The sequence below is a fragment of the Comamonas trifloxystrobinivorans genome (genome assembly GCF_043359985.1).
GTDB lineage: Bacteria > Pseudomonadota > Gammaproteobacteria > Burkholderiales > Burkholderiaceae_C > Comamonas > Comamonas trifloxystrobinivorans.
The window spans coordinates 59,466-82,607 of the sequence record NZ_JBHZGV010000008.1; the positions used below are offsets into that span (position 1 = coordinate 59,466).

23 protein-coding genes and 1 tRNA gene are annotated in these 23,142 nt (G+C 62.4%); 8 read left to right on the forward strand and 16 right to left on the reverse strand.

Translation table 11 applies throughout. The annotated features are described in order from the left end of the window. Positions 1 to 53 precede the first annotated feature (53 nt). The 6 genes from leuD (at position 54) to ACFIQF_RS10875 (ending at position 7,840) form a co-directional block, all read left to right on the forward strand. On the forward strand, positions 54 to 716 hold the full coding sequence (leuD, locus tag ACFIQF_RS10850; RefSeq protein ID WP_393942716.1) for a 3-isopropylmalate dehydratase small subunit: 663 nt from the start codon (positions 54 to 56) through the stop codon (positions 714 to 716). Further along, positions 713 to 1,762, forward strand: a complete 1,050-nt coding sequence (locus ACFIQF_RS10855; RefSeq protein ID WP_393942718.1) for an eCIS core domain-containing protein — start codon at positions 713 to 715, stop codon at positions 1,760 to 1,762. The genes leuD and ACFIQF_RS10855 overlap by 4 nt, the downstream gene beginning before the upstream one ends. A 40-nt stretch (positions 1,763 to 1,802) precedes the next feature. After that, the gene (gene leuB, locus ACFIQF_RS10860; protein ID WP_393942720.1) at positions 1,803 to 2,870 is read left to right on the forward strand and encodes a 3-isopropylmalate dehydrogenase; all 1,068 of its coding nucleotides are present in this window, start codon (positions 1,803 to 1,805) and stop codon (positions 2,868 to 2,870) included. Positions 2,871 to 3,344: 474 nt separating this feature from the next. Continuing rightward, the gene (asd, locus tag ACFIQF_RS10865; RefSeq protein ID WP_393942722.1) at positions 3,345 to 4,457 is read left to right on the forward strand and encodes an aspartate-semialdehyde dehydrogenase; all 1,113 of its coding nucleotides are present in this window, start codon (positions 3,345 to 3,347) and stop codon (positions 4,455 to 4,457) included. Between the two features lie 330 nt (positions 4,458 to 4,787). Next, entirely contained in the window at positions 4,788 to 7,631 is a 2,844-nt protein-coding gene (locus ACFIQF_RS10870) for a FimV/HubP family polar landmark protein (protein ID WP_393942724.1), read from the forward strand. Between the two features lie 132 nt (positions 7,632 to 7,763). Further along, positions 7,764 to 7,840 (forward strand) — tRNA-Arg (locus ACFIQF_RS10875). Positions 7,841 to 7,989: 149 nt separating this feature from the next. Here ACFIQF_RS10875 and ACFIQF_RS10880 read toward each other — a convergent pair. From ACFIQF_RS10880 to ACFIQF_RS10935, 12 genes are all read right to left on the reverse strand, one after another. After that, positions 7,990 to 9,456, reverse strand: coding sequence for a DegQ family serine endoprotease (locus tag ACFIQF_RS10880; RefSeq protein ID WP_393942726.1), 1,467 nt, complete (start codon positions 9,454 to 9,456; stop codon positions 7,990 to 7,992). Positions 9,457 to 9,675: 219 nt separating this feature from the next. Then, entirely contained in the window at positions 9,676 to 10,407 is a 732-nt protein-coding gene (locus ACFIQF_RS10885) for a sigma-E factor negative regulatory protein (RefSeq protein ID WP_393942727.1), read from the reverse strand. A gap of 54 nt (positions 10,408 to 10,461) precedes the next feature. Continuing rightward, positions 10,462 to 11,097, reverse strand: coding sequence for an RNA polymerase sigma factor RpoE (rpoE, locus tag ACFIQF_RS10890; RefSeq protein WP_393942729.1), 636 nt, complete (start codon positions 11,095 to 11,097; stop codon positions 10,462 to 10,464). A 62-nt stretch (positions 11,098 to 11,159) separates the two neighbouring features. Next, positions 11,160 to 11,645: a hypothetical protein gene (locus ACFIQF_RS10895; protein ID WP_393942731.1), complete on the reverse strand. Its 486-nt coding sequence runs from the start codon at positions 11,643 to 11,645 to the stop codon at positions 11,160 to 11,162. A 146-nt stretch (positions 11,646 to 11,791) separates the two neighbouring features. Then, positions 11,792 to 13,036: a beta-ketoacyl-ACP synthase II gene (fabF, locus tag ACFIQF_RS10900; protein WP_393942733.1), complete on the reverse strand. Its 1,245-nt coding sequence runs from the start codon at positions 13,034 to 13,036 to the stop codon at positions 11,792 to 11,794. An 81-nt stretch (positions 13,037 to 13,117) separates the two neighbouring features. Beyond that, on the reverse strand, positions 13,118 to 13,357 hold the full coding sequence (gene acpP / locus ACFIQF_RS10905) for an acyl carrier protein (protein WP_184707587.1): 240 nt from the start codon (positions 13,355 to 13,357) through the stop codon (positions 13,118 to 13,120). A 105-nt stretch (positions 13,358 to 13,462) separates the two neighbouring features. Further along, a complete protein-coding gene (gene fabG, locus ACFIQF_RS10910; protein ID WP_393942735.1) occupies positions 13,463 to 14,209 on the reverse strand; it encodes a 3-oxoacyl-ACP reductase FabG in 747 nt (248 codons plus the stop codon). Continuing rightward, positions 14,206 to 15,150, reverse strand: coding sequence for an ACP S-malonyltransferase (fabD, locus tag ACFIQF_RS10915; RefSeq protein ID WP_393942737.1), 945 nt, complete (start codon positions 15,148 to 15,150; stop codon positions 14,206 to 14,208). Before fabD ends, fabG begins: the two co-directional genes overlap by 4 nt. Before the next feature lie 65 nt (positions 15,151 to 15,215). Next, positions 15,216 to 16,196 carry a beta-ketoacyl-ACP synthase III gene (locus tag ACFIQF_RS10920; RefSeq protein ID WP_393942738.1) on the reverse strand — a complete coding sequence of 327 codons (981 nt, stop codon included), beginning with the start codon at positions 16,194 to 16,196 and terminating at the stop codon, positions 15,216 to 15,218. Between the two features lie 5 nt (positions 16,197 to 16,201). Next, complete coding sequence (gene plsX / locus ACFIQF_RS10925) at positions 16,202 to 17,254, reverse strand: phosphate acyltransferase PlsX (protein WP_393942740.1); 1,053 nt, start codon at positions 17,252 to 17,254, stop codon at positions 16,202 to 16,204. A gap of 239 nt (positions 17,255 to 17,493) precedes the next feature. Beyond that, positions 17,494 to 17,676, reverse strand: a complete 183-nt coding sequence (rpmF, locus tag ACFIQF_RS10930) for a 50S ribosomal protein L32 (RefSeq protein WP_005794249.1) — start codon at positions 17,674 to 17,676, stop codon at positions 17,494 to 17,496. A gap of 157 nt (positions 17,677 to 17,833) precedes the next feature. Beyond that, positions 17,834 to 18,391 (reverse strand): YceD family protein, encoded by a 558-nt coding sequence (locus ACFIQF_RS10935; RefSeq protein WP_393942744.1) that lies wholly within the window; start codon positions 18,389 to 18,391, stop codon positions 17,834 to 17,836. A gap of 26 nt (positions 18,392 to 18,417) precedes the next feature. Between ACFIQF_RS10935 and ACFIQF_RS10940 the strand changes: the two genes are divergently transcribed. Then, a complete protein-coding gene (locus tag ACFIQF_RS10940) occupies positions 18,418 to 19,014 on the forward strand; it encodes a Maf family nucleotide pyrophosphatase (RefSeq protein WP_393942746.1) in 597 nt (198 codons plus the stop codon). Next, complete coding sequence (locus ACFIQF_RS10945; protein WP_393942747.1) at positions 19,011 to 19,790, forward strand: SAM-dependent methyltransferase; 780 nt, start codon at positions 19,011 to 19,013, stop codon at positions 19,788 to 19,790. The genes ACFIQF_RS10940 and ACFIQF_RS10945 overlap by 4 nt, the downstream gene beginning before the upstream one ends. A gap of 106 nt (positions 19,791 to 19,896) precedes the next feature. Here ACFIQF_RS10945 and ACFIQF_RS10950 read toward each other — a convergent pair whose 3' ends face one another. From ACFIQF_RS10950 to ACFIQF_RS10965, 4 genes are all read right to left on the reverse strand, one after another. Further along, complete coding sequence (locus ACFIQF_RS10950; protein WP_393942749.1) at positions 19,897 to 20,928, reverse strand: S49 family peptidase; 1,032 nt, start codon at positions 20,926 to 20,928, stop codon at positions 19,897 to 19,899. 1 nt (position 20,929) lies between these two features. Then, positions 20,930 to 21,301: a Rieske (2Fe-2S) protein gene (locus ACFIQF_RS10955; RefSeq protein ID WP_393942751.1), complete on the reverse strand. Its 372-nt coding sequence runs from the start codon at positions 21,299 to 21,301 to the stop codon at positions 20,930 to 20,932. Between the two features lie 58 nt (positions 21,302 to 21,359). Beyond that, positions 21,360 to 22,016, reverse strand: coding sequence for an HAD-IA family hydrolase (locus tag ACFIQF_RS10960; protein ID WP_393942752.1), 657 nt, complete (start codon positions 22,014 to 22,016; stop codon positions 21,360 to 21,362). A gap of 105 nt (positions 22,017 to 22,121) precedes the next feature. Beyond that, positions 22,122 to 23,141, reverse strand: coding sequence for an RluA family pseudouridine synthase (locus ACFIQF_RS10965; RefSeq protein WP_393942754.1), 1,020 nt, complete (start codon positions 23,139 to 23,141; stop codon positions 22,122 to 22,124). Position 23,142: the final 1 nt, after the last annotated feature.

The window sequence follows — 23,142 nt, forward strand, 5'->3', positions numbered from 1 at the left end:
TGATAGTTGGCAGTGCTGCACAGAGCAGCGCTGCCAGCCCCAAAGGCTTCAAGATGCAGAAATTCACTATCCACCAAGGCCTCGTGGCACCGATGGACCGCGAGAACGTCGACACCGACGCCATCATTCCCAAGCAGTTTCTCAAGTCGATCAAGAAGACCGGCTTTGGCGTGAACGCTTTTGACGAATGGCGTTACCTGGACCAGCCCGGCCAACCCGGCGTGCCCGAATCGGCACGCAAGCCCAACCCCGACTTTGTGCTGAACCAGCCACGCTACAAAGGCGCCAGCATTCTGATCGCACGCAAAAACTTCGGCTGCGGCTCCAGCCGCGAGCACGCGCCCTGGGCGCTGGATCAGTACGGCTTCCGCGCCATTCTGGCGCCCAGCTTTGCCGACATCTTCTTCAACAACTGCTTCAAGAACGGCCTGCTGCCCATCGTGCTGCCCGAGGCCACGATCGACCTGCTGTTCAACGAAGTGGCGGCCTTCCCCGGCTACGAGCTGAAGATCGATCTGGAGCGCCAGGTCATCATCCGCCCGCAAGGCGAAGAGATTCCGTTCGACGTGATCGCCTTCCGCAAATACTGCTTGCTCAACGGCTTTGACGACATCGGCCTGACCTTGCGCCAAAAGGACAAGATCCAGGCCTACGAAGCCAACCGCCTGGCCACCAAGCCCTGGCTGGCACACAGCCTGGTGCAAGCCAAGGCATGATGCCCCGGCAGGCGCTCACCCGGCGAGCCGCCCACCGGCTGGTGCTGACGCTTGCGTTGGCGCTGGCAGGTGGCGGGGCACTCGCCCGTAATACAGCGCCTGCTGCACCGGCCGCGGCCGAGCTGGATCTGGCCGGCACGCGCCTGGGTTTTGCCACGCAGGCCCAAACCCAGGCCCTGATTCAAAAAGACGATGCCTGGCTGCAGGCCGCTAGCCCTTTTCAGCGGGCGGCCACCATGGGTCTGGCGGGCAAAGGCAGCCAGCAAAAAGCGCCCGGCTTGGCGCGTTTCAAAAGCTTTCTCGCCAGCACCGCGCTGGAATGGCCGGCCGGTGAAAAAGCCCGCTGGCAAAAAGCCGCCCAAGAATTTGCGCCGCGCCTGGCCCAGTTGCAAATGGCGCACCAGCCAAAAAGCATTCAGTTGGCGCTGACCGATGGACGCGACGCAGCCAACACGCCTTACACGCGCGGCTCCACCATCTACCTGCCGCGCAATTACGCCAGCCGAAGCAGCTCTGATGTGGAATTGTTGGCGCACGAGTACTTTCACATCCTGACGCGCGAGAACCCCGAGCTGGCGCAGAGCATCTACCAGCTGCTGGGCTTCAGCACGACGAACGAGCTGGAGTGGCCGGCCGAATGGCTGCCTGCCCGTATTGCCAATCCGGATGCGCCGCACAGCAAAAACGTGATGGCACTGCAAAGAGACGGCAAGACCATTCATGTGATGCCGCTGCTCGTGGCCCACCGCACCGAGCTGCAACCGGGCGAAACGTTTTTTCATGTGCTGGATGTGCGCTTGCTCTCGGTCACCCCCGGCACTGGCCAACAGCCTTCGCGCGCACTGCGCGGGCCAGACGGCCAGTTGCAGTGGACCGAGGTGAGCGAAGCCCGCGATTACCTCCAGCGCCTGGGCGGCAATACGAAATACGTCTTCCACCCCGAAGAGACGGCGGCCGACAACTTTGCCTACCTGGTCAGCGGCCGCAAGGTGCGCAACCCCGAACTTTTGACCCAGCTTGCGCAGCGCTTGCGCGCAGGCCGTTGAGACCTTCTTCCTTTCACCCAACTATCCAAAGAGACTTGTTATGAAAATTGCAGTGTTGCCCGGAGACGGCATTGGCCCAGAAATCGTTGCAGAAGCCGTCAAGGTGCTGGATGCGCTGAAGCTGGATCTGCAGCTGGACACCGCCCCGGTCGGTGGCGCCGCCTACGAAGCCGCTGGCCACCCGCTGCCACCGGCCACGCTGAAGCTGGCGCAGGAATCGGACGCCATTCTGTTTGGCGCCGTGGGCGACTGGAAGTACGACAGCCTGGAGCGCGCCCTGCGCCCCGAGCAAGCCATTCTGGGCCTGCGCAAGGCGCTGGGCCTGTTTGCCAACTTCCGCCCCGCCATCTGCTACAAGGAGCTGACCCACGCATCGAGCCTCAAGCCCGAGCTGGTGTCGGGTCTGGACATCCTGATCATCCGCGAGCTGACCGGTGACATCTATTTCGGCCAGCCACGCGGCCGCCGCGTCTCGCCCGATGGTCACTTCCCCGGCGCCGAGGAAGCCTTTGACACCATGCGCTACACCCGCCCCGAGATTGAGCGCATCGGCCACGTCGCCTTCCAGGCCGCGCAAAAGCGCAACAAGCGCGTGACCAGCGTGGACAAGGCCAACGTGCTGGAAACCTTCCAACTGTGGAAGGACGTGATGACCGAAGTGGGCAAGCAATACCCCGACGTGCAGCTGGACCACATGTATGTGGACAACGCCGCCATGCAACTGGTCAAGGAACCCAAGCGCTTTGACGTGGTGGTGACCGGCAACATGTTTGGCGACATTTTGTCCGACGAAGCCTCGATGCTGACCGGCTCCATCGGCATGCTGCCTTCGGCCAGCCTGAACGACAAAAAGCAAGGCCTGTACGAGCCCAGCCACGGCTCGGCCCCCGACATCGCCGGCAAGGGCGTTGCCAACCCGCTGGCCACCATTTTGTCGGCCGCCATGATGCTGCGCTTCAGCCTGGGCCAAGAGGCCGCGGCGCAAAAGATCGAAGCCGCCGTGCAAAAAGTGCTGGCCCAAGGCCTGCGCACGCCCGACATCTACAGCGAAGGCACGACCAAGGTCGGCACCCAGCAAATGGGCGACGCAGTGGTGGCCGCGCTGTAAAGCAGCACGCACCCCAACCGCTCAAGGCAGGAGGCAACTCCTGCCTTTTTTCTTGCCCATCGCCGAGCCCCAACCAGGGCTTGTCCGATCAAAACAACGAGGCAAACCCGGCGACGCAGGCAAATATCGTCATTTTGACTAAATAATTAACAAAACAACGACGAAAAAAGTGTTTATCAGCATAAAACAGATGCGCTTCGATGCGTCAACACTTAAAAAGTATAAAAAATGCGTGCAGCGCAGCAAATTTTGGCGCTAGAATAGCCACCACTATGTTTGTGCACCGCCCTATTTCTTGGCTGAACACCACCGCTCCCATTGAGGCGAGCGTGGCTGCGCGCGCAAGCATTGCCAAAACCACGACGATTACCGGCTGATCCAGCCTGGTTCGTCGTGCGCCTCCTTCTGGCCAGACGAGCCAGGCAAATCAGCCCCGTGGTACCTAGTTTTTTTATCACTCTTGGGCGTTTCAAAATGAGCAAGCAATTGGTAGGTTTGGTGGGCTGGCGCGGCATGGTCGGCTCGGTGTTGATGGATCGCATGCAGGCCGAAGGCGACTTTGCGCTGATCGAGCCCGTGTTCTTCTCCACCTCGAACGCAGGCGGCAAAGCCCCGGCCATGGCCACGGTGCACACCCAGCTGAAGGACGCCAACGACGTTGCCGAGCTGGCCAAGTGCGACATCATCATCACCTGCCAGGGCGGCGACTACACCAAGGAAGTCTTCCCCAAGATCCGCGCTGCCGGCTGGCAAGGCCACTGGATCGATGCCGCCTCGTCGCTGCGCATGGAAGATGACGCCGTCATCGTGCTCGACCCGGTGAACGACGAGCTGATCAAGTCCAAGCTGGCCGCTGGCGGCAAGAACTGGATTGGCGGCAACTGCACCAACTCCATCTTGCTGATGGGCCTGGGCGGTCTGTTCAAGGCCGGCTTGGTGGAATGGGTCAGCTCCATGACCTACCAGGCAGCCTCGGGCGGCGGTGCCAACCACATGCGCGAACTGCTCAAGGGCATGGGCGTGGTGCACGCTGCCGTGGCCGAAGAGCTGCAAACGCCGGCTTCCGCGATTTTGGAAATCGACCGCAAGGTGGCCGCCACCATCCGCGAAGACGTGCCCACCGAATTCTTTGGCGCCCCGCTGGCCGGCGGCCTGATCCCCTGGATCGATGCCCAGCTGCCCAACGGCCAATCGAAGGAAGAGTGGAAGGGCCAGGCCGAGGTCAACAAGATCCTGGGCACGGCAGCCACCATTCCGGTCGACGGCCTGTGCGTACGCATTGGCGCCATGCGCTGCCACAGCCTGGCGCTGACGCTCAAGCTCAAGAAAGACCTGCCGCTCGAAGAGATCGAAGCGCTCATCAAGGCGGGCAACCCCTGGGTCAAGTTCGTTGCCAACGAGCGCGCTCTCACGGTCAAGGAACTGACGCCCGCCGCCACCACCGGCGGCCTGGAAGTGGCCGTGGGCCGCGTACGCAAGCTGAACATGGGCCCGGAATACGTCTCGGCCTTCGTCATTGGCGACCAACTGCTGTGGGGCGCCGCCGAACCGCTGCGTCGTATGCTGCGCATCTTGCTGGCGGCATAATCCAGCCCTGAGCAAGCTCACCCGACACACCTTGTCTGGCACGCAGTGCGCCAGACAAGGTGTTTTTGCTTTATTGGCAAGATTGTTTTGCCACCTTGGCTGAGCTGGCGCAAACCATAGCAAAGTTGTGCGCTAGCAACAATAAAGGTAGTGGAAATTTATGACAAGCTCGATATCCGGCCGGAAGCACATTCCTTAACTTGTCACTCCAACACATTACTGTTAAGGTACTTTTTACCGATAATTACCAATTTTCGCGTCTAGGGGGAGGGAGTCAGCATGAGTACAAAAACAACCCCGTGCGCTTTCACTAATCATTCAAGTAGCACTATGCATCGCTGGAAAATCACTGCACTGGCCGCCGCCGTGGCCGCCTTCGGCCTGTATTCGGGAGAAGCATCGGCATTGGCGCTGGGCAAGATCAATGTGAAATCGGCGTTAGGTGAGCCACTGCGCGCCGAGATCGAAGTCCAACAAATCACTGCTGCCGAAGCCGACAGCCTGCAGGTCAAGACCGCTTCGTCGGCCGTCTTCCGCTCCCAGGGCATGGACTACAGCGGCACCGCCAGCAGCATCAAAGCCCAGCTGCAGCGCCGCGCCAATGGCACCGCGGTGATCGTGCTCAGCTCGCAACGCCCGGTGAACGACCCCTTTGTCGATTACGTGGTCGACGCCAACTGGAACAGCGGCCAGGTGGTGCGCAGCTACACCATGCTTTTCGACCCGCCCAGCTCCAAGCGCGCTGAGGCAGCTGTCACCACAGCCCCGCAAATCAGCAGCGCTGCAGCCCCGGCACCCGCACCGGTTGCACCGCGCCCCGCACCGCCGGTGCGCGTGATTGAAGAGCCACTGACCACCGCAGACAGCGCCCCTGCACCACGCGCCAATGGCGCCAGCACCAGGAGCAACAAGCCAGGTACGCGCGCCAATATTCCAGCCGGCGCCACCAACAACTCTGGCGCTTCCAGCGCGGGTGGCGATTCGGTACAAGTGCAGCGCGGCGATACCGCCGGCCGCATTGCAGCCCAGAACAAGCCCGCCGACGTATCGCTCGACCAGATGCTGATCGCCGTGATGCAGGCCAACCCGCACGCGTTTGTGGGCGGCAACGTCAACCGCATGAAGTCCGGCGTCACGCTGACCATGCCCAGCTCCGAGCAAGCCCGCTCGGTCTCGGCCAGCAAAGCCCGCCAAATGGTGGCAGCGCAAAGCCGAGATTTCAACAGCTACCGCAACCAATTGGCCGCCAAGGCTGCACCCGCCCAGGTAGCCAGCGACACGCGCTCGGCTGGCGGCAAGGTGGAAGCACAGGTCAAGGACACCAAGGCAGACAACGCAGGCGCTGACCGCGTGGTCTTGAGCCAGGCCTCCAAAGCTGGAACCAAAACCCCAGAAGGCAGCGTCTCCAAAGCCGAACAAGCCAATGCCGACCAGGCACGCATGTCCGAGCTGGAGAAAAACCGCAAAGAGTTGGAAGCCCTGCAAAAAGCCGCCAACGGCAAGACCGCGGCTGCCGGCACTGCAGCAGCGCCCGCCCCGACCAAGCCTGCCGATGGCAGCACAGGCGGCATCCCTGTCACGGCAAGCAGCCCAGCGGCTGCACCTGCTGCTGCACCAGCCGCAGCAACTCCGGCCCCCGCACCAGCCGCCGCTACACCAGCAGCACCAGCTGTTGCCACAACGCCAGCTGCACCTGTTGCAGCCCCTGCCGAAGCACCAGCCGTGGTGGCTGCTGCGCCTGCCGAGGCACCAGCGCCTGCGCCAGCAGCACCGCCTCCAGCACCGAAACCCAAACCAGTCCCGCCACCACCTCCTGCACCAGAGCCCAGCTTCTTGGACGACCTGCTCGAGAACCCGCTGCTGCCTGCCGCTGGTGGCGCGGCGGTGCTCGCCCTGCTCGGCGGCCTGTGGTGGCGCAACAAGAAGGCCAAGCAAGCCAATGCCGGAGCCTCTGATTCGGTGATGGAAAGCAGCCTGTCGCAGGATTCGTTCTTTGGCGCCAGCGGCGGCCAGCACATCGACACCTCGGTCAGCGCCATGACCACCGGCGCTTCGTCGCTGGCCTACACCCCCAGCCAGCTCGACGCCGGCGATGTGGACCCAGTCGCTGAGGCCGATGTGTACCTGGCCTACGGCCGCGATCTGCAAGCCGAAGAGATCCTCAAGGAAGCCCTGCGCACCAACCCGATGCGCAGCGCCCTGCACGCCAAGCTGGCCGAAATCTACGCCAAGCGCAAAGACCGTCTGGCACTGGAAAGCATTGCCAAGGAAGCCCGTCAGCTGACCGGCGGCGCCGGCCCCGAGTGGCTGCGCATCGCCGCCCTGGGCCAGGAGCTGGACCCGGCCAATGCGCTGTACCAGAGCGGCTCGGCCACCGTGCCTTCGGCTGAATCGCTGACGCCTGCCGGCATCGCTGCCGAGCGCGCCCAGCCGATCCCGTTCGAAAACACCCAGCCGCCCACGATGACAGCCGCCCACCACGGCGCTGAAAGCGATTTCGGCCCCGTCTCCGGCCTCGATTTCGCCATGAGCGGCCAACTGACCGATGCCCCTGATGTGCCGGCAGCCCCTATCGTGCCAGCCGCATCGCCAGTGGCGCCTGTGGCGGCACCCAGCCCCAACCTGAACGCCGGCGTCGCCACGGCTGCAGCGGCTGGCGCTGCTGCTCTGGGTGCTGGCTTGGCCGCAGCAACCCCTGCGCCCGCGCCTGCCATTCCAGCCGCCACCATGGATGATTTCGATCGCCAGCTGGCCGAAGCGCTGAGCATCCCGTCCGAGTTGTCGCCCAACAAGCTGGCCTCCGAGCCGCAAAGCCTGGAAACCCAGCCCGGTTCGCTCGATTTCAACCTGAGCGACTTCGACACCCCCAGCACCGCACAGTTGCCCATGTCGGAGGCCACCACGCGCACGATGGACTTCGACATGACCTCGCTGTCGCTGGATCTGCCAGGCAGCGGCCTGCCGCGCACCCACCCTGCAGCCTTGGCTGAAGATGTGCCAGGCCTGGAAATGGACGACAGCGACCCGCTGACCACCAAGCTGACGCTGGCCCAGGAGTTCCTGGCCATTGGCGACAAGGAAGGTGCCCGCTCGCTGGCCCAAGAAGTGCTGGCCGAAACCACCAGCGCCACCGTCAAGGCCCAGGCCCAACGCCTGATCGACCAAAGCGCCTGATCGGCTCGCGCCCGCGCTCCCCAAAAAGCCAGCTTTCGAGCTGGCTTTTTTCGGGCTGGCGAGCGCCATTATTCAGCAAACACTGGAGTTTTTTGCGCACGCAACAAAATCGGTGCTAGAATACGCAGCTTAGCGGCTGTAGCTCAGCTGGATAGAGTACTTGGCTACGAACCAAGGGGTCGTGGGTTCGATTCCTGCCAGCCGCACCAAACGACAAGCCTCAGAACGAAAGTTCTGAGGCTTTTTCGTTTCTGCCCATCCGCATTCTCGCTCCAACTCTCGGTTTGCTGCGCGTCAAGAAAAAAGCCGGTGCACTGTTCATGCACCGGCTTGGCTGGATTTTGCTTTGCTTATTCGCTCACTTGAGCGGACGGATCAACACATACTGCGTCCACTCACCGCGGCGGAACAGCACGTTCACCGGCTTGCTCTTGTCGGCTTTGGCCACTGCGGCCTCGAACTGCTTGACGTCGCTGATCTCGGTGTTGGCAATACCCAGAATCACATCACCCTGCTTGAGGCCGGCGCGTGCAGCCGCTTCGTCGGCCGAGACAATTTGCACACCGCCTTTGAGGCCCAGCTTTTTGCGCTGCGCATCGGTCAGATCGCTCACTACCAAGCCCAGCTGCTGGGCAGCCGCCTGCGATTTGGCTTTTTCCGGCTCTTTGACTGCTGCCGTCTTGGTGGCATCTTCCGAGGGGATTTCCACAATGGTGATGGGCAGGTCCAGCGTCTTGCCGCGGCGGAACACGGTCACCGTGCTCTTGGAGCCCGGCTTGGTATTGCCCACCCAGCGCGGCAGATCGGCCAGCTTCTCCAGCGGCTTGCCATCGAACTTGGTGATCACGTCACCCGCTTCCACACCGGCTTTTTCGGCTGGCGAGCCGCTTTCGATACCCGTTACCAACGCGCCCTGGGCTTTGCCCAGGCCAATCGATTCGGCCACGTCCTTGCTCACGGTGGAGATTTGCACGCCAATCTTGCCGCGCACCACGCGGCCGGTGGATTTGAGCTGGTCGCTCACACGCACCGCCTCATCGATAGGAATCGAGAACGAGATCCCCATGAAACCGCCCGAGCGCGAATAAATCTGGCTGTTGATACCCACCACTTCACCGCGCATGTTGAGCAAAGGGCCACCCGAGTTGCCGGGGTTGATGGCCACATCGGTCTGGATAAAAGGCAGGTAGTCCCCTGTGTCGCGCTGCTTGGCCGAGACGATACCGGCGGTCACCGAGTTCTCCAGGCCAAAGGGCGAGCCGATGGCCATCACCCATTCGCCCACGCGCAAGCGGTTCACATCGCCGATCTTCACCGCCGGCAGGCCAGTGGCTTCGATCTTGACCACCGCCACATCGGTGCGCTTGTCGGCGCCCACAATTTTGGCCTTGAACTCGCGCTTGTCGGTCAGCGTCACGATCACATCGTCGGCACCATCCACCACGTGGGCGTTGGTCATCACGTAGCCGTCCGAGGTCAGGATAAAGCCCGAACCCAGGCCGCTGGGCTGCTCTTCGTCGCTATCGGGCTTTTGCGGGCGCTGGCGCGGTGCGTTGGGCACGGGCAAGCCAAAGCGCTTGAAAAACTCCAGCATTTCCGGATCCAGCCCGCTTTGGTTTTGGCGGCTGGAGACTTTTTCCATGGTTCGGATATTGACCACCGACGGCCCCACCTGGTCGACCAGATCGGTAAAGTCGGGCAAACCACGCACCACCGGCGCGGCGGGCGGCGTTTGGGCCGCAGCCGGCAACATGACGGCGCTGCTGATGGACAAGATGGCCGCCAGGGCACTGACCTGGAAAGGCTTCCAACGCTGTAGAGACATAGCACTCCTCGGATTGACGATGGCCCGCTGCACCGCCAGTATCCACCAGCATGCCGCAGCCGGGCAATGCGGCATTGGAGGGGCATTCTTCCCGGAGGTTCCTCCACTGCATCCTGATCAGATAGGCCGGATCCCCGTAATTTCAAGCCAAGGCCGGAAAAAGCGCATGAAAAAACGCCTGGCAGTGCAGGCGTTTTGTCGCTGGACAAGGCTTGGCGCTCAGCAAAGGCGCGTGCCGTCCGGGCAAGCCGTTTTCTTCTCGGCGTTGAAGGTGGCGTTGCGCAAAAAGCCGGCCGGCATTTGCAGGTTGGCCGTGCCGCCAATCTGGCCGCGCGCTGCCAGCAGCTCATCCAGGCGCGGATCGCGCAGCATGATGCTGGCGTTCTGGCCCACGGTCACCGGCATTTGCACCAAGCCCTGGGCATGGTTGGCAACCGTTGCAGGCTGGGCCGAAGCCACGATTTGGCCACCGCCCTTGCCCGACTGGCCCGACAACAAGCCCATGCTGTTCCAGCCCACCATGGCCACCGCCGCCACAGACGCCAAGCCAGCCACCATTTTCCAGCGAAAAACTGCATGGTTGGCTGCGTCTTGGCGAACACGCGGCTCTTGCACCGAGCGCTCTGCGGCCGGCACGGCAGGCACAGCCACCGAACCCGCTAGCGGCTGTTCCAGCGCCTGCAAAGGCGGCTCCAGCGCGATTTGGGCCTGCAGCGCATCGAGCATGGAGACGCTGCGGCTGTGCGATGTGTAGGACGAGCGCAGCGTTTCGCCAATCGACAGGTACGACTGCACCGACGCATAGCAGTTGCCCTGCGCGCCATTCATCTCAGGCAACTGGGCCAGCAGCTGGTCCAACTCGGCGCTGTCCAGCTCGCCATCCATGCAGGCAGACAACTGCTCCAGCACAGCGGCAGATCGGGTATTTGATGCTTGGTTTTCGAGATTCATAGCCTATTTCCTCGCGGGCCCACGCCCTTGCAGCCAGTCTTTACCATCCAATTGCTACCAACGCTTGCCCGACTGGCGCTCAAGCATGGGTTTGACCTTGGCCGAGATGGCCTCGCGGGCACGAAAAATGCGCGAGCGCACCGTGCCTATCGGGCAATCCATCGCAGCCGCAATGTCTTCGTAAGACATGCCTTCGATCTCGCGCAGCACAATGGCCTGGCGCAGGTCTTCGGGCAAGGCATCCATCGCAGCATTCACCGCCTCGGCAATTTCCTGGGCAGCGATTACCGTTTCCGGCGTTTCATCACTGGTTAGTTCTCGCCCCGGCGCAGAAGTTTCATCGTCGTCGTCATTTCCGCGCAAGGCGCTCTCGGTCAGGACCGGGTTGCGGCTGAGCTCGACCATGGCCTTCTTGGCCGTATTCACCGCAATCCGATACAGCCAGGTGTAGAACTGCGCATCACCGCGAAACTGTGGCAGCGCACGGTAAGCGCGCAAAAACGTCTCTTGCGCCAAGTCAGGCACCAGGTCCACATCGCGCACCATGCGGCCAATCAGGCGCTCGATGCGACGCTGGTACTTCATCACCAGCAAGCCATAGGCTTTCTGGTCGCCGGCGACCGTGCGCTGCACCAGTTGCAGGTCGGTGTCATTGGCGCTGGGGGGAGTGGCCGTCGGCGTTCCCGTCATAAAGTGAGCTCTCTCCGCGCTACAGGCTTGCAGCTATTGTTGTGGTTGTTCAGCTGTATGCGTCACACCGCTGGGATGTCATGCTGGTCTTCAGCCATCGATGAGTATAGAACCCGCCGAATATCCGGCCAACGCTCTGGATTAGTAGCGCGCGCCAGCCACAGCCAGCGGGCGCGGCCCGGCGCTTGCAGCTCCAGTGCACGCAGCAGCAGCCAGCTTTGCCCATCCATCATGACCGCCAGGCTGGCCAGTGCGGTGTCATCCGCAGCAGCCGGCCCGGCTTGCAGGCGCCACTTGGAGCCCGACCAGTGCAAAAAAGTTCCATGCCGCCACAAAGGCAAGCGCAACACCACGGCCGCCGCCCAAGCGCAGCTCGCCAAAGCCAGCAGTTGCTGCCACCACTGCGGCGCAGATGCCAACCACCACGCCAGTTGCAAAAGCAAGCCCAACGCCACTGGCAGCACCAGCGCCAGGCGCAGCCAAGTTGGCGAGGCCAGCGGGTACGCCAGTGGCGCAGCCAATGCAGCAGAAGAGTGGCGGCTTGTCATGGGAGACCATTGTCAGCCAGACCCGCTCGCCCGGCGCTGCACCACCTCAAGCCCCGGGCCGGAAAAGACAAAGGCCTCTGAATAATCAGAGGCCCGTTGGCTGTATGGCGGCATCCGCGCGGCAACGCCACGCGGGCACGCCTCTATCAGACTCGCTTGAACACCAGCGTGCCGTTGGTGCCGCCAAAACCGAAGTTGTTCTTGACAGCGATTTCCAGCTTGGCATCGCGGGCGGTATTGGCGCAGTAGTCCAGATCGCACTCGGGATCTTGCTCCACCAGGTTGATGGTGGGAGGAATCTTCTGGTCCTTGAGCGCCAGGATGGTGAACACGCTTTCCAGGCCGCCTGCGCCGCCCAGCAAGTGGCCGGTCATCGACTTGGTCGAGCTGACCACCAGTTTCTTGGCGTGATCGCCCATGGCTGCCTTGATGGCGTTGCTCTCGTTCACATCGCCCAGCGGGGTCGAGGTGCCGTGTGCGTTCAGGTAATCCACCTGATCAGCGTTGACGCCGGCGTTGCGCAGCGCGTTCAGCATGGCGCGGCGCGGGCCGTCCATATTGGGGGCCGTCATGTGGCCGGCATCGGCGCTCATGCCGTAGCCCAGCAACTCGGCATAAATTTTGGCGCCACGGGCCTTGGCGTGTTCGTACTCTTCGAGCACCACAACGCCAGCGCCTTCGCCCAGCACAAAACCGTCACGGCCCTTGTCCCAGGGGCGCGATGCAGCCTTGGGATCGTCGTTGCGGGTGGACAGTGCGCGCATGGCAGCAAAGCCGCCCACGCCCAGCGGGGAGACGGTAGCTTCGGTGCCGCCTGCGATCATCACGTCGGCGTCACCGTATTCAATCAAACGACCGGCTTCACCAATGCAGTGCAGACCTGTCGTGCAAGCAGTCACCACCGACAGGTTCGGGCCCTTGAAGCCAAAACGCATCGATACATGACCTGCCACCATGTTGATGATGGAGGCGGGAACAAAGAAAGGCGTGATGCGGCGTGCACCACGGCGTTCGTATTCGCTGTGGGTGTCTTCGATCAGCGGCAGGCCGCCGATGCCCGAACCAATGACCACACCGATACGCGTAGCCAGCTCTTCATCCAGACCTGCGCCGGTGGCGAGGCCGGCGTCGGTCACTGCTTCTTGTGCAGCGGCGATGCCGTAGTGAATGAAAGTGTCCATCGTGCGTGCTTCCTTGGCACTCATATAGGACTCAAGCTTGAAATCCTTGACCTCGCCTGCGATCTTGCAGCTGAAGTCGGTGGTGTCAAACTTGGTAATGAGGTCAATGCCGGATTGTCCGGCCAATATGTTGGACCAGGCTTCAGCAACCGTGTTACCCACGGGGCTGACGCAACCCAGACCAGTCACGACGACGCGACGGCGGCTCATGCGTTACAACTTTCTTGTTGATCTCTCGGACATTGCAGCAAGGCACTTGCGCCCCGAACGGGCGCTCGTGCATGTGCGCAATTAGGCCTTTTGGTGGCTCTTGGCGTAGTCGATGGCGTTTTGCACCGTCGTGATCTTTTCTGCGTCTTCGTCAGGGATTTCGATCTCGAACTCGTCTTCCAAAGCCATCACCAGTTCCACGGTGTCCAGCGAGTCTGCGCCCAGGTCGGCTACGAAAGCCTTTTCGTTGGTGACTTGAGACTCTTCCACGCCGAGTTGTTCGGCAATGATTTTCTTGACACGTGCTTCGATATCGCTCATGGTTTCCCTCTGGGGGTTGTGAATGAACCCGCGATTCTAGCTGTTTCAGCAATACCTGAGTGCAGCCTGCCGTCGCGAGGAAACGGCATTTAACTTCTGTCAATCCTACATGTACATGCCGCCATTGACATGCAACTCCTGGCCGGTTACGTAACCGGCACCATCCGAGGCCAGATAGACCACGGCGTTGGCAATGTCTTGCGGCTGTCCCAGCTTGCCCAAAGCGATCTGCGATTGCAGGGCTTTCTTCTGTTCTTCGGGCAGTTGGGCCGTCATGTCGGTTTCGATAAAACCGGGTGCCACGCAGTTTACCGTGATACCACGGCTGCCCAGCTCCTTGGCCAGCGAGCGCGTCATACCGGCAACGCCCGCCTTGGCTGCCGCGTAGTTGGCCTGGCCGGCATTGCCGGAAGCACCCACTACGCTGGTGATGCTGATGATACGGCCAAAACGCTGCTTCATCATCGGGCGGATGGCAGCGCGGCTGGCGCCGAACACGGCCTTCAGGTTGGTGCCGAGCACGGCGTCCCAATCTTCATCCTTCATGCGCATGGCCAGCGTGTCGCGGGTGATGCCGGCGTTGTTCACCAGCACGTGCAGGCCGCCCTGGCCTTTGACGATCTCGTCGATCAGGGCTTCCACTGCGGCGCCGTTGTTCACATCCAGCGCCACGCCACGCGAGCCGGGGAAAGCGGCCAGCGCTTGCGAAATCTTGGCAGCACCGTCTTCGGTGGTGGCCGTACCGACCACCTGGTAGCCGGCAGCGCCCAGCGCCTGGGCGATGGCTGCGCCGATTCCGCGCGATGCGCCCGTCACGAGGGCGACTTTGGCTGTTTGGCTTGCTTGGGTCATGCGATTGCTTCTTTGGTTTCTTGCAAGGTGGCGGGGTCGTACAGAGCCACGCCCACCAGTTCAGGGTCGATGCGCTTGGTCATGCCGGTCAGCACCTTGCCAGGGCCGCACTCTACCAGACGGGTAGCACCCATGGCGCGCAGCTTTTGCACGCACTCGACCCAGCGTACCGGGCCAAAGGCCTGGCGGTACAGCGCGTCGCGGATCGCGTCCGCATCGGTCTGCACAGCCACATCGATATTGTTGACCACCGGAATCTGGGGCGCAGCCAATTGCAGGCCAGCCAGTGCGATCTTGAGCTTTTCGGCCGCCGGCTTCATGAGGCTCGAATGGAAAGGCGCAGACACGGGCAGCGGCAGCGCACGCTTGGCACCGGCTTCCTTGACGGCAGCGCTGGCCGCCTCTACCGCAGCCTTGGAGCCTGCGATCACGGTTTGGCCCGGGTCGTTGAAGTTGACGGCCTCCACCACTTCAGCGCCGCCGAGCTTGGCGGTTACTTCAGCGCAAACGGCCTTCACCTTCTCTGCATCCAAGCCCAGCACGGCAGCCATGGCGCCAGCGCCCACGGGCACGGCTTCTTGCATGGCAGCACCGCGCAGGCGCACCAGCGGCGCTGCTTGTGCCAGCGTCAGCACGCCAGCAGCCACCAGTGCCGAGTACTCGCCCAGCGAGTGACCAGCCACGGCCATTGGCAGTGCGCCACCTTCGGCTCGCCATACGCGCCAAGCAGCAACACCGGCCACCAGCATCACGGGCTGGGTGTTGGCCGTGAGCGCCAGGGTTTCTTTGGGGCCGTTGTGGATCAGGGCGCCGATGTCTTCACCCAGCGCATCCGACGCTTCTTGCAGCGCCTCGCGCACAGCGGGGTGGTCGCCCCAGGCATCGAGCATGCCAACAGCTTGCGAGCCTTGGCCAGGAAATACAAATGCAAAAGAGCTCATGTCTCGATTCTAGTGATTTATTGGTTGAAATACGGCTTTTGGCTATATCCAGAAATAGCTTACAGCTACATTTTCAGGAGTACCGCACCCCAGGTGAAGCCGCCGCCCACGCCTTCGAGCATGACATTCTGGCCCGGTTTGACCTGACCGCTGCGCACCGCATGGTCGAGCGCCAGCGGGATCGATGCGGCCGAAGTATTGCCATGCTGATCGACCGTGACCACCACTTTTTCGGGCGCCAGCTTGAGCTTGCGGGCCGTGCTCATCATGATGCGCAGATTGGCCTGGTGCGGGATCAGCCAGTCGATGTCAGACTCTTGCATGTTGGCCTTGGCCAAGGCTGCGCGGGCCGCTTTGTCGAGCACGCCGACCGCCAGCTTGAACACGGCCTGGCCGTCCATGTGCAACATGGGCGTGCCAATGACCTGGCCGCCCGAGACATTGCCCGGCACGCACAGAATGCCGACGTGGCTGCCATCGGCATGCAGTTCGGTGGCCAGAATGCCGGGTTGCTCCGACGCCTCCAGCACCACGGCGCCAGCACCGTCGCCGAACAGCACACAGGTGGTGCGGTCGTTGAAATCCAGGATGCGGCTGAACACTTCGGCGCCCACGACCAGCACGCGCTTGGCGGTGCCGGCCTTGATCATCGAGTCAGCCACCGTCAGCGCATACACAAAGCCGCTGCACACGGCCTGCACGTCGAACACCGGGCAGCCATTGCTGATGCCCAGCTTGTGCTGCAAGATGGCGGCGGTGGACGGGAACACCATGTCCGGTGTGGACGTGGCGACAATGATCAGGTCGATATCCGAGGGCTGCAGGCCAGCGGCTTCCAGCGCTTTTTTCGAAGCTTCCAGACCCAGCTCGCTGGAGGTGACATCGGGCGCGGCGAAATGGCGCGCTTTGATGCCAGTGCGCTCGACGATCCACTCATCGGAGGTTTCCAGGCCACGTGTAGCCAACTCGGCCGCCAGATCATCATTGGTGACGCGGCGTGGTGGCAGGTAACTGCCAGTGCCGGTGATGCGGGAATAAGTGCTCATCGAATTCAGGTAGGAGACGTCACAGTTGCGGCAGCAGCAGGGCTGCCGGCCGCCATCAGCAAGGGCGCAGCCGTCTGGATCTTGGTCTGCACGCGCCCGAGCAAATCATTGCGGGCAGCATCATATGCGCGGTTGAGCGCATGTTCATAAGCCACCACATCGGCCGAACCATGGCTTTTGAAAACCAGGCCACGCAAACCGAGCAACGCTGCCCCATTGTAGCGGCGGTGGTCCATGCGCTTCATCAGCCGCGCCAGCACCGGGTAAGCCACAGCGGCAGCCAGCTTGGTGAGCAGGTTGCGTTTGAACTCTTGCTTGAGGCCGCCGGTGATCATGCTGGCCACGCCTTCGCTCGCCTTGAGCGCCACGTTGCCAACAAAACCGTCGCAGGTGACGATGTCCACCGCGCCTTTGAAGATGTCGTTGCCTTCCACATTGCCTTGGAAGTTGAGGTAGCCCGATTGGCCGGCCGAGCGCAGCAGCTCGCCCGCGCGCTTGATCACTTCGCTGCCCTTGATGGCTTCTTCGCCAATGTTGAGCAAGCCGACGCTGGGGTTTTCTTTTTCCTGCAGCGCGCTGACCAGGGCCGAGCCCATCACCGCGAACTGCAGCAGATGCTCGGCCGTGCAATCCACGTTGGCGCCCAGATCGAGCACCGTGGTGGCGCCGCCTTTGGCATGCGGGATTTGTGTGGCAATGGCCGGGCGGTCAATCCCGTCCATGGTTTTGAGCAGGTAACGCGCAATCGCCATCAGCGCGCCGGTATTGCCTGCCGACACCGCAGCCTGGGCAGCGCCGTCCTTGACCTGGGCAATCGCCACGCGCATCGAAGAATCTTTTTTCTTGCGCAGCGCCACTTCCACCGGGTCGTCCATGGTGACGACTTCGCTGGCATGCACGATGCTGGCGCGCTCATGCTGAAACGACTGCAACGCCTCCGTCTGCCCCACCATCAACAAGCGGGCATCCGGGTGCGCGTCCAAAAACTTCTTGCATGCCGGCAGCGTGACGCGGACCCCCGCATCACCGCCCATGCAATCCACGGCCAGTGTGATCATTCGCTCTGCAATTCTTTGTCTCTATGCCAACACGCCATGGTAGCGAATCCCGCCGCCCTGCGTGGCCGTCTTGCAACGAAATAGAAGAATTTTCATGAAATGCTGGTAGTGCCGCACGTCCGGCCGGGCATCTGCGCCCGCCTGTGCTCAGCGCCTGGCGCCCGGCGTTTGCCGTCTACCAACGAAAAAAGCCCGCGCTACACATGCGTAGCTGCGGGCTTTTTTGAAACAGCTATGGCTTAAGCTTCCGACTTGTTCTTCAGCACTTGGCGGCCACGGTAGAAGCCGTTGGGGCTGATGTGGTGGCGCAGATGCGTTTCGCCGGTGGTGGGTTCCACAGCGATACCAGGCACGTTCAGTGCATTGTGCGAACGGTGCATGCCGCGCTTGGAAGGAGATTTCTTGTTTTGTTGAACAGCCATGATGGCTCCTGAGTCTGAAAAGGGTTGGTGAGACGCGCTGCGCGTAGCGTGCGCAGCCCCGAAAATTACGCGATTCAGCCCATTAAAGACACGAGGGGGATTCGCGCGAAGCCTCAAATTATAGCAAAGATCGCTGGCCGGCTTCAAGCCGCCTGTTCTAGGGCTTGGTTTTATCCAGGCGCAACGAGGCCAAAGCCGCAAATGGATTGGTTTTTTCGCCTGCCGCGGGGTCGAAATCCTGGGTGGCCGACTCCAGTTTTACCTGCACCGGGCACTCGTCATGCATGGGCACCATGGGCAAAGCCATCAAGAGTTCGTCCTCGATCAGCTCGTGGGCATTGAACAGCGGCTCGAGCACCAGCACATCTTCTTCGCTCTCGTCATCCAAGGCGGCGGCCGTGGCCTCGTCTTTGACAAAGCGGAAAGACCGGTCGGCCTGTACGGCCATATCGGCCGGCTGCAGACAGCGCTGGCACTGCATCTGCACCACAGCATCGGCTTGCAGGTGCAGCCAGGCCTCGCCGGGGCGGCCGGTTTCCTCGCGCCACTCGCCTTCCAGGTCCCAACTTACTGGCTGCTCGGCTGCCGCTTCGTGGCGCAGGTCTTCGGCCAGCAGACGCCGAAACTGGCCCATGGGCTGCTCGCCCTGGAGTTGCGCCTCGTGCTGCGCAAAAGCCTTGATATCAAGGCGGTTGACTGAAAATTCCTTGGTCATGCGCGCCAGTGTAAGAGAATCTGGGCATGTCTGATTCCCTCACTCCCCGCGCCCTGGTTCTGGGCTCGACCTCCCGCTACCGGCGCGAACTGCTGGAGCGTTTTCGCCTGCCTTTCGAGTGCGCCGCCCCCGATGTGGACGAAACCCCGCAAGCGGGCGAAACCCCTGGCGCCCTGGCACTGCGCCTGGCCCTGGCCAAGGCCCAGGCGGTGGCCGCACAGTTCCCGAATGCCGTGGTGATTGGCTCTGACCAGGTCGCCGATCTGAACGGCCAGCCGCTGGGCAAACCGCTGGCGCACGACAAGGCCGTGCGCCAGTTGCGCGCCATGAGCGGCCAGACCGTGCAGTTCCACACCGCCGTCGCCGTGGTTTGCCTGGCCAGCGGCTTTGTGCAATCGGATACCGCCGTGGTGCGCACCGTCTTCCGCGCGCTGAATGACGCCGAGATCGAGCGCTATCTGCGCGCCGAAGAACCTTACGACTGCGCAGGCAGCGCCAAGAGCGAAGGCCTGGGCATCACCTTGCTCGACGCCATTGAGAGCGACGACCCCACCGCACTGATCGGCCTGCCACTGATTCGCACTGCCCGCCTGCTGCGCGCCGCCGGAGTGGTACTGCCATGAGCGACAACGCCAAAGGGAAACTGTTCCTCGTACCCACGCCACTCGATTTTGGTTGCGCCACCGATGCACCGCTGACCGATGTACTGCCCGCGCACACGGTGCAAGCGGCGGCCCGCATCACCCATTGGGTTTGCGAAAACGCCAAAAGCTGCCGCGCTTTCTTGAAGCGGGTGGATGCGATTGCACCGTTGGCCTTGCCGCTACAGCAGCAAACCATCACCGAGCTGCCGCGCGAAGCCCATAAGAAAGGCGACCACAACCCGCAAGCCGCCGGCAGCGCCGATGCCGCCAGCCTGATTGCCGCCGCCTTGCAAGGCCACGATGTGGGCCTGGTCAGCGAAGCCGGCATGCCCGCCATTGCCGACCCGGGCAGCTCCGTGGTGCGTGCCGCGCACGATGCAGGTATTGACGTCGTGCCACTGGTGGGCCCCTGCTCGCTGCTCTTGGCCTTGGCTGCCAGCGGGCTCAACGGCCAGAACTTTGCTTTTGTCGGCTACGTGCCCAGCGACAGCGCCCCACGCACTGCCCGCCTGCGCGAGCTGGAGCAACTGGCGCTGCGCCAGGGGCAAACCCAGCTCTTTATTGAAACGCCGTACCGCAACCAGGCGCTCTTGGGCGCGCTCTTGCAAAACCTGCAGCCCAATACGCGGCTGTCCATCTCCAGCGGGCTGACGCTGGAGACTGCGCGCACCCAAAGCCGCCTGGTCAAACAGTGGAAGCCGCTGAATGTAGAGCTGGACAAGCACACGCCCATGGTTTTTGCCATAGGTCGCTGAAGCCGCTGAGGCTGCGGCCCGCAACAACAAGGCCGCCAGGCATGTGCCGGGCGGCCTTGTTCTATATATATAGAGAGAGAGCGACAGCAGCTCAGTGAGCGCTGCCTCAGCGCATGCTGGGCACCATCGAGCGCATCGAACTCACCGCACCTGCGCCTACCGAGGCACCGAACTTTTTCGCCAGGCGCTCGGCCACGTTCTCGCGCCGCGTGTAATCCACCACCTCTTCGGCGCCCACTACATCGCGTGCCACCTGGTCCAGGCTGCCCAAGCCGTCGGCCAGGCCCAGCTTGACCGCTTGCTCGCCGGTCCAGAACAGGCCGCTGAAGGTGTCTTCGTTCTCTTTCAAGCGGCCCCCCCGGCCTTGGCGCACCACGGTGATGAACTGCTGGTGGATCTGGCCCAGCATTTGCTGCGCATAGGCTTTTTGCTTGTCGTTCATCGGGCTGAACGGATCGAGCATGCCCTTGTTGCTGCCAGCGGTGAGCAGACGGCGCTCCACGCCCAGCTTTTCCATGGTGCCGGTAAAGCCAAAGCCGTCCATCAGCACGCCAATGCTGCCGACGATGCTGGCCTTGTCCACATAAATGCTGTCAGCGGCGGCGGCAATGTAATAGGCGGCCGAGGCGCAAGACTCCTCCACCACCGCGTACATGGGCTTTTTGTGCAGAGCCTTGAGGCGCACGATCTCGTCGTTGATCATGCCCGCCTGCACGGGGCTGCCACCGGGCGAGTTGATCAGCAGCACCACCGCCTTGGCGCCATCGTCTTCGAACGCCGTACGCAGCGCGGCAATCACGAACTCAGCTCCGGCATCCGAGCCGGACGAGATTTCACCCTTCAGCTCCACCACCGCCGTGTGCTCGGTCGAGGTGGCGGTGCTGCTGCTGTCCGAGCTGAACAGATAAAACATCATGCCCACAAAGACCAGCAGCCAAGCCAGGCGGAAAAAGATTTTCCAGCGCCGCGCCGCTCTTTGCTCCTTGAGCGTGTCAAACGCCAGGCGCTCCAGCACCGAGCGCTCCCAGCCAGGCTGAGAAGCGGCAGCAGCGGCCGGCGCCGCGGCTGCGGGCGCGGCCTGGCCCCACAAATCGGGTGTGGGCTGCGGCGGCTGGGCTTGGTTATCCATCGGATTCATCTTAAAACTCAAGAGGTTGGAGGCGGTAATCGCTGTGCCAGTACACCACACCGCCCTGTTCGCTCAGCGCGATTTTGACCAGGCCACCCCGGCACGGGCCACCGGCACAGTCACCAGTATCCGGCGCATAGGCCGCGCCATGGGTCGCGCACAACAACCAGCGGCCGGTATCGTCAAAAAAACGGTCGGGCTGGTAATCCATTTCCATCGCCACATGGGTGCAGCGGTTCAAGTAGGCATGCACGGCATCTTGGTAGCGAATGGCAAAGGCCCGGCAGGTCTGGCCTGCAAACACCACATCAAAGGGCACGGCGCTGCCGCCGTTGCTCAAATCCTTGCTATTACAAAGTGGAATTGCTGCTGGGTCTGCCATTGCTGCTCCTGCCTGGCACGCCAATCACTGTACAGGCAAACAGTAAAAAGGGCGCGTATCAGCCATTGTCCGCCATCCATTGTTGCAACTGAGCAACAGAGTGCGCCACATACAAAGGTTGCAACGCTGCAAAGCCCTGGGGATCGTGCGCGCCATAGCTCACACCCACACTGGCGCAGCCGGCGTTCAAGGCCATTTGCAGATCGTGCGTGGTGTCGCCCACCATCAGCAGGCGCTCAGGCTCCACGCCCAGCTCGGCCATCAGCTCTTGCAGCATCAGCGGATGCGGCTTGCCAGCGGTTTCGTCGGCGGTGCGCGATGCATCAAAGCGCCCCTTGAGCAAGGTCGAGGCCAGCACCTCGTTGAGCCCGCGCCGGTTCTTGCCCGTAGCCACGGCCAACAAATGGCCGCTGGCGCTGAGCTGGTCGAGCAGCGGCAACACGCCGTCGAACAGGTTCACCTCTTCCTGGCGCTTGAGGTAGTGGTAGCGGTAGCGGTTGGTCAGCTCGACCATCTTGTCGGCTGGCACATCGGGCGCAGCGTGCTTGAGCGCGCCTTGCAGGCTCATGCCGATCACGTACTTGGCCGCTTCCAGGCTGGGGACGGTGCCACCGACATCGCGCACTGCGTCCTGGATCGACAGCGCAATCGCGGCGGTCGAGTCGAACAAGGTGCCATCCCAGTCAAAAGCAATCAGGTCAAAACGTCGGGTCATGGGGCCTCAATTCTCCAAACAGGGGCTGCCGCGCTGGCTGGCAAGCGCAGCCCCTTGCGATACATATCAAAGCGCCAATGGTAGCAAGCGCTGCCAGCGCCAGACTCAGTGGACGGCCTGCGCTGAAGTTACAAATTCCGACAATTCATCGGGCAGTTCCGCCCGCAACTCGGTGCGTTCCTCGGTCTGCGGGTGGTTGAACTGCAGGCGCCAGGCGTGCAAGAACATGCGCTTGAGGCCGTGTTTGACGAGGCGCTTGTTCAGGTCGAAATCGCCATACTTCTCGTCGCCGACGATCGGGTGCCCGCTGCTGGCCAGGTGCACGCGGATCTGGTGGGTGCGGCCGGTTTTGATGGTCACCTCCAGCAAGCTCATAGCCGGCAGGCCCAGGCTGTGGCGCGCTGGCAGCAATTGCTGCACTTTGACCAGCGATACCGAGCGCATGCCCTCGGGATCGTCCGCCGTGGTGGCGCGCACACGGCGCTCGCCGTCAGGCAGCAGGTATTTGCGCAGCGGCGTATCGATCACCTTTTTATTGGCCGGCCATTCGCCAATCACCAGGGCCAGATAGGTTTTACCGGTTTCGCGCTCGCGGAACTGGTCTTGCAGATGGGTCAGCGCCGAGCGCTTTTTGGCCACCAGCAAAATCCCCGAGGTTTCCCGGTCCAGGCGGTGCACCAGCTCCAAAAAGCGCGCATCGGGCCGGGCACGGCGCAGCTGCTCGATCACGCCAAAGCTCACGCCCGAGCCGCCGTGCACGGCCACACCGGCCGGCTTGTTGATGGCCAGCACAGCGTCGTCATCCAGCAACAAAGGGAATTCCCTGCCCGGAATGGCCCGCTCGGCCTCCTCGGGTTTGGCCGACACGCGCACCGGCGGAATACGCACCACATCGCCCGCTTGCACACGCGCATCAGCGGCCGTGCGGCCTTTGTTGATGCGCACCTCGCCATTGCGGATGATGCGGTAGATATGGGTCTTGGGCACACCTTTGAGGTGGCGCATCAGAAAGTTGTCGAGCCGCTGACCGGCATCATCTGGATGGACTTGCACCATCCTTACAGCCACCGGGGCTGCTTGCGGACTACGGGGCTCGCCCGGTTTGCCCTCTATAATGTGTTTCACC

Bases quoted from the DNA above. Each gene is read 5' to 3' on its own strand.
- ACFIQF_RS10935 (WP_393942744.1), bottom strand. From the start codon at position 18,391: ATGACCAAGGAATTTTCAGTCAACCGCCTTGATATCAAGGCTTTTGCG.
- ACFIQF_RS10920 (WP_393942738.1), bottom strand. From the start codon at position 16,196: ATGAGCACTTATTCCCGCATCACCGGCACTGGCAGTTACCTGCCACCA.
- ACFIQF_RS10885 (WP_393942727.1), bottom strand. From the start codon at position 10,407: ATGAATCTCGAAAACCAAGCATCAAATACCCGATCTGCCGCTGTGCTG.
- fabF (WP_393942733.1), bottom strand. From the start codon at position 13,036: ATGAGCCGCCGTCGCGTCGTCGTGACTGGTCTGGGTTGCGTCAGCCCC.
- ACFIQF_RS10880 (WP_393942726.1), bottom strand. From the start codon at position 9,456: ATGTCTCTACAGCGTTGGAAGCCTTTCCAGGTCAGTGCCCTGGCGGCC.
- fabD (WP_393942737.1), bottom strand. From the start codon at position 15,150: ATGAGCTCTTTTGCATTTGTATTTCCTGGCCAAGGCTCGCAAGCTGTT.
- rpoE (WP_393942729.1), bottom strand. From the start codon at position 11,097: ATGACGGGAACGCCGACGGCCACTCCCCCCAGCGCCAATGACACCGAC.
- ACFIQF_RS10895 (WP_393942731.1), bottom strand. From the start codon at position 11,645: ATGACAAGCCGCCACTCTTCTGCTGCATTGGCTGCGCCACTGGCGTAC.
- acpP (WP_184707587.1), bottom strand. From the start codon at position 13,357: ATGAGCGATATCGAAGCACGTGTCAAGAAAATCATTGCCGAACAACTC.
- leuB (WP_393942720.1), top strand. From the start codon at position 1,803: ATGAAAATTGCAGTGTTGCCCGGAGACGGCATTGGCCCAGAAATCGTT.
- ACFIQF_RS10855 (WP_393942718.1), top strand. From the start codon at position 713: ATGATGCCCCGGCAGGCGCTCACCCGGCGAGCCGCCCACCGGCTGGTG.
- ACFIQF_RS10960 (WP_393942752.1), bottom strand. From the start codon at position 22,016: ATGACCCGACGTTTTGACCTGATTGCTTTTGACTGGGATGGCACCTTG.
- leuD (WP_393942716.1), top strand. From the start codon at position 54: ATGCAGAAATTCACTATCCACCAAGGCCTCGTGGCACCGATGGACCGC.
- ACFIQF_RS10940 (WP_393942746.1), top strand. From the start codon at position 18,418: ATGTCTGATTCCCTCACTCCCCGCGCCCTGGTTCTGGGCTCGACCTCC.
- ACFIQF_RS10955 (WP_393942751.1), bottom strand. From the start codon at position 21,301: ATGGCAGACCCAGCAGCAATTCCACTTTGTAATAGCAAGGATTTGAGC.
- fabG (WP_393942735.1), bottom strand. From the start codon at position 14,209: ATGACCCAAGCAAGCCAAACAGCCAAAGTCGCCCTCGTGACGGGCGCA.
- plsX (WP_393942740.1), bottom strand. From the start codon at position 17,254: ATGATCACACTGGCCGTGGATTGCATGGGCGGTGATGCGGGGGTCCGC.
- ACFIQF_RS10945 (WP_393942747.1), top strand. From the start codon at position 19,011: ATGAGCGACAACGCCAAAGGGAAACTGTTCCTCGTACCCACGCCACTC.
- asd (WP_393942722.1), top strand. From the start codon at position 3,345: ATGAGCAAGCAATTGGTAGGTTTGGTGGGCTGGCGCGGCATGGTCGGC.
- ACFIQF_RS10950 (WP_393942749.1), bottom strand. From the start codon at position 20,928: ATGAATCCGATGGATAACCAAGCCCAGCCGCCGCAGCCCACACCCGAT.
- ACFIQF_RS10870 (WP_393942724.1), top strand. From the start codon at position 4,788: ATGCATCGCTGGAAAATCACTGCACTGGCCGCCGCCGTGGCCGCCTTC.
- rpmF (WP_005794249.1), bottom strand. From the start codon at position 17,676: ATGGCTGTTCAACAAAACAAGAAATCTCCTTCCAAGCGCGGCATGCAC.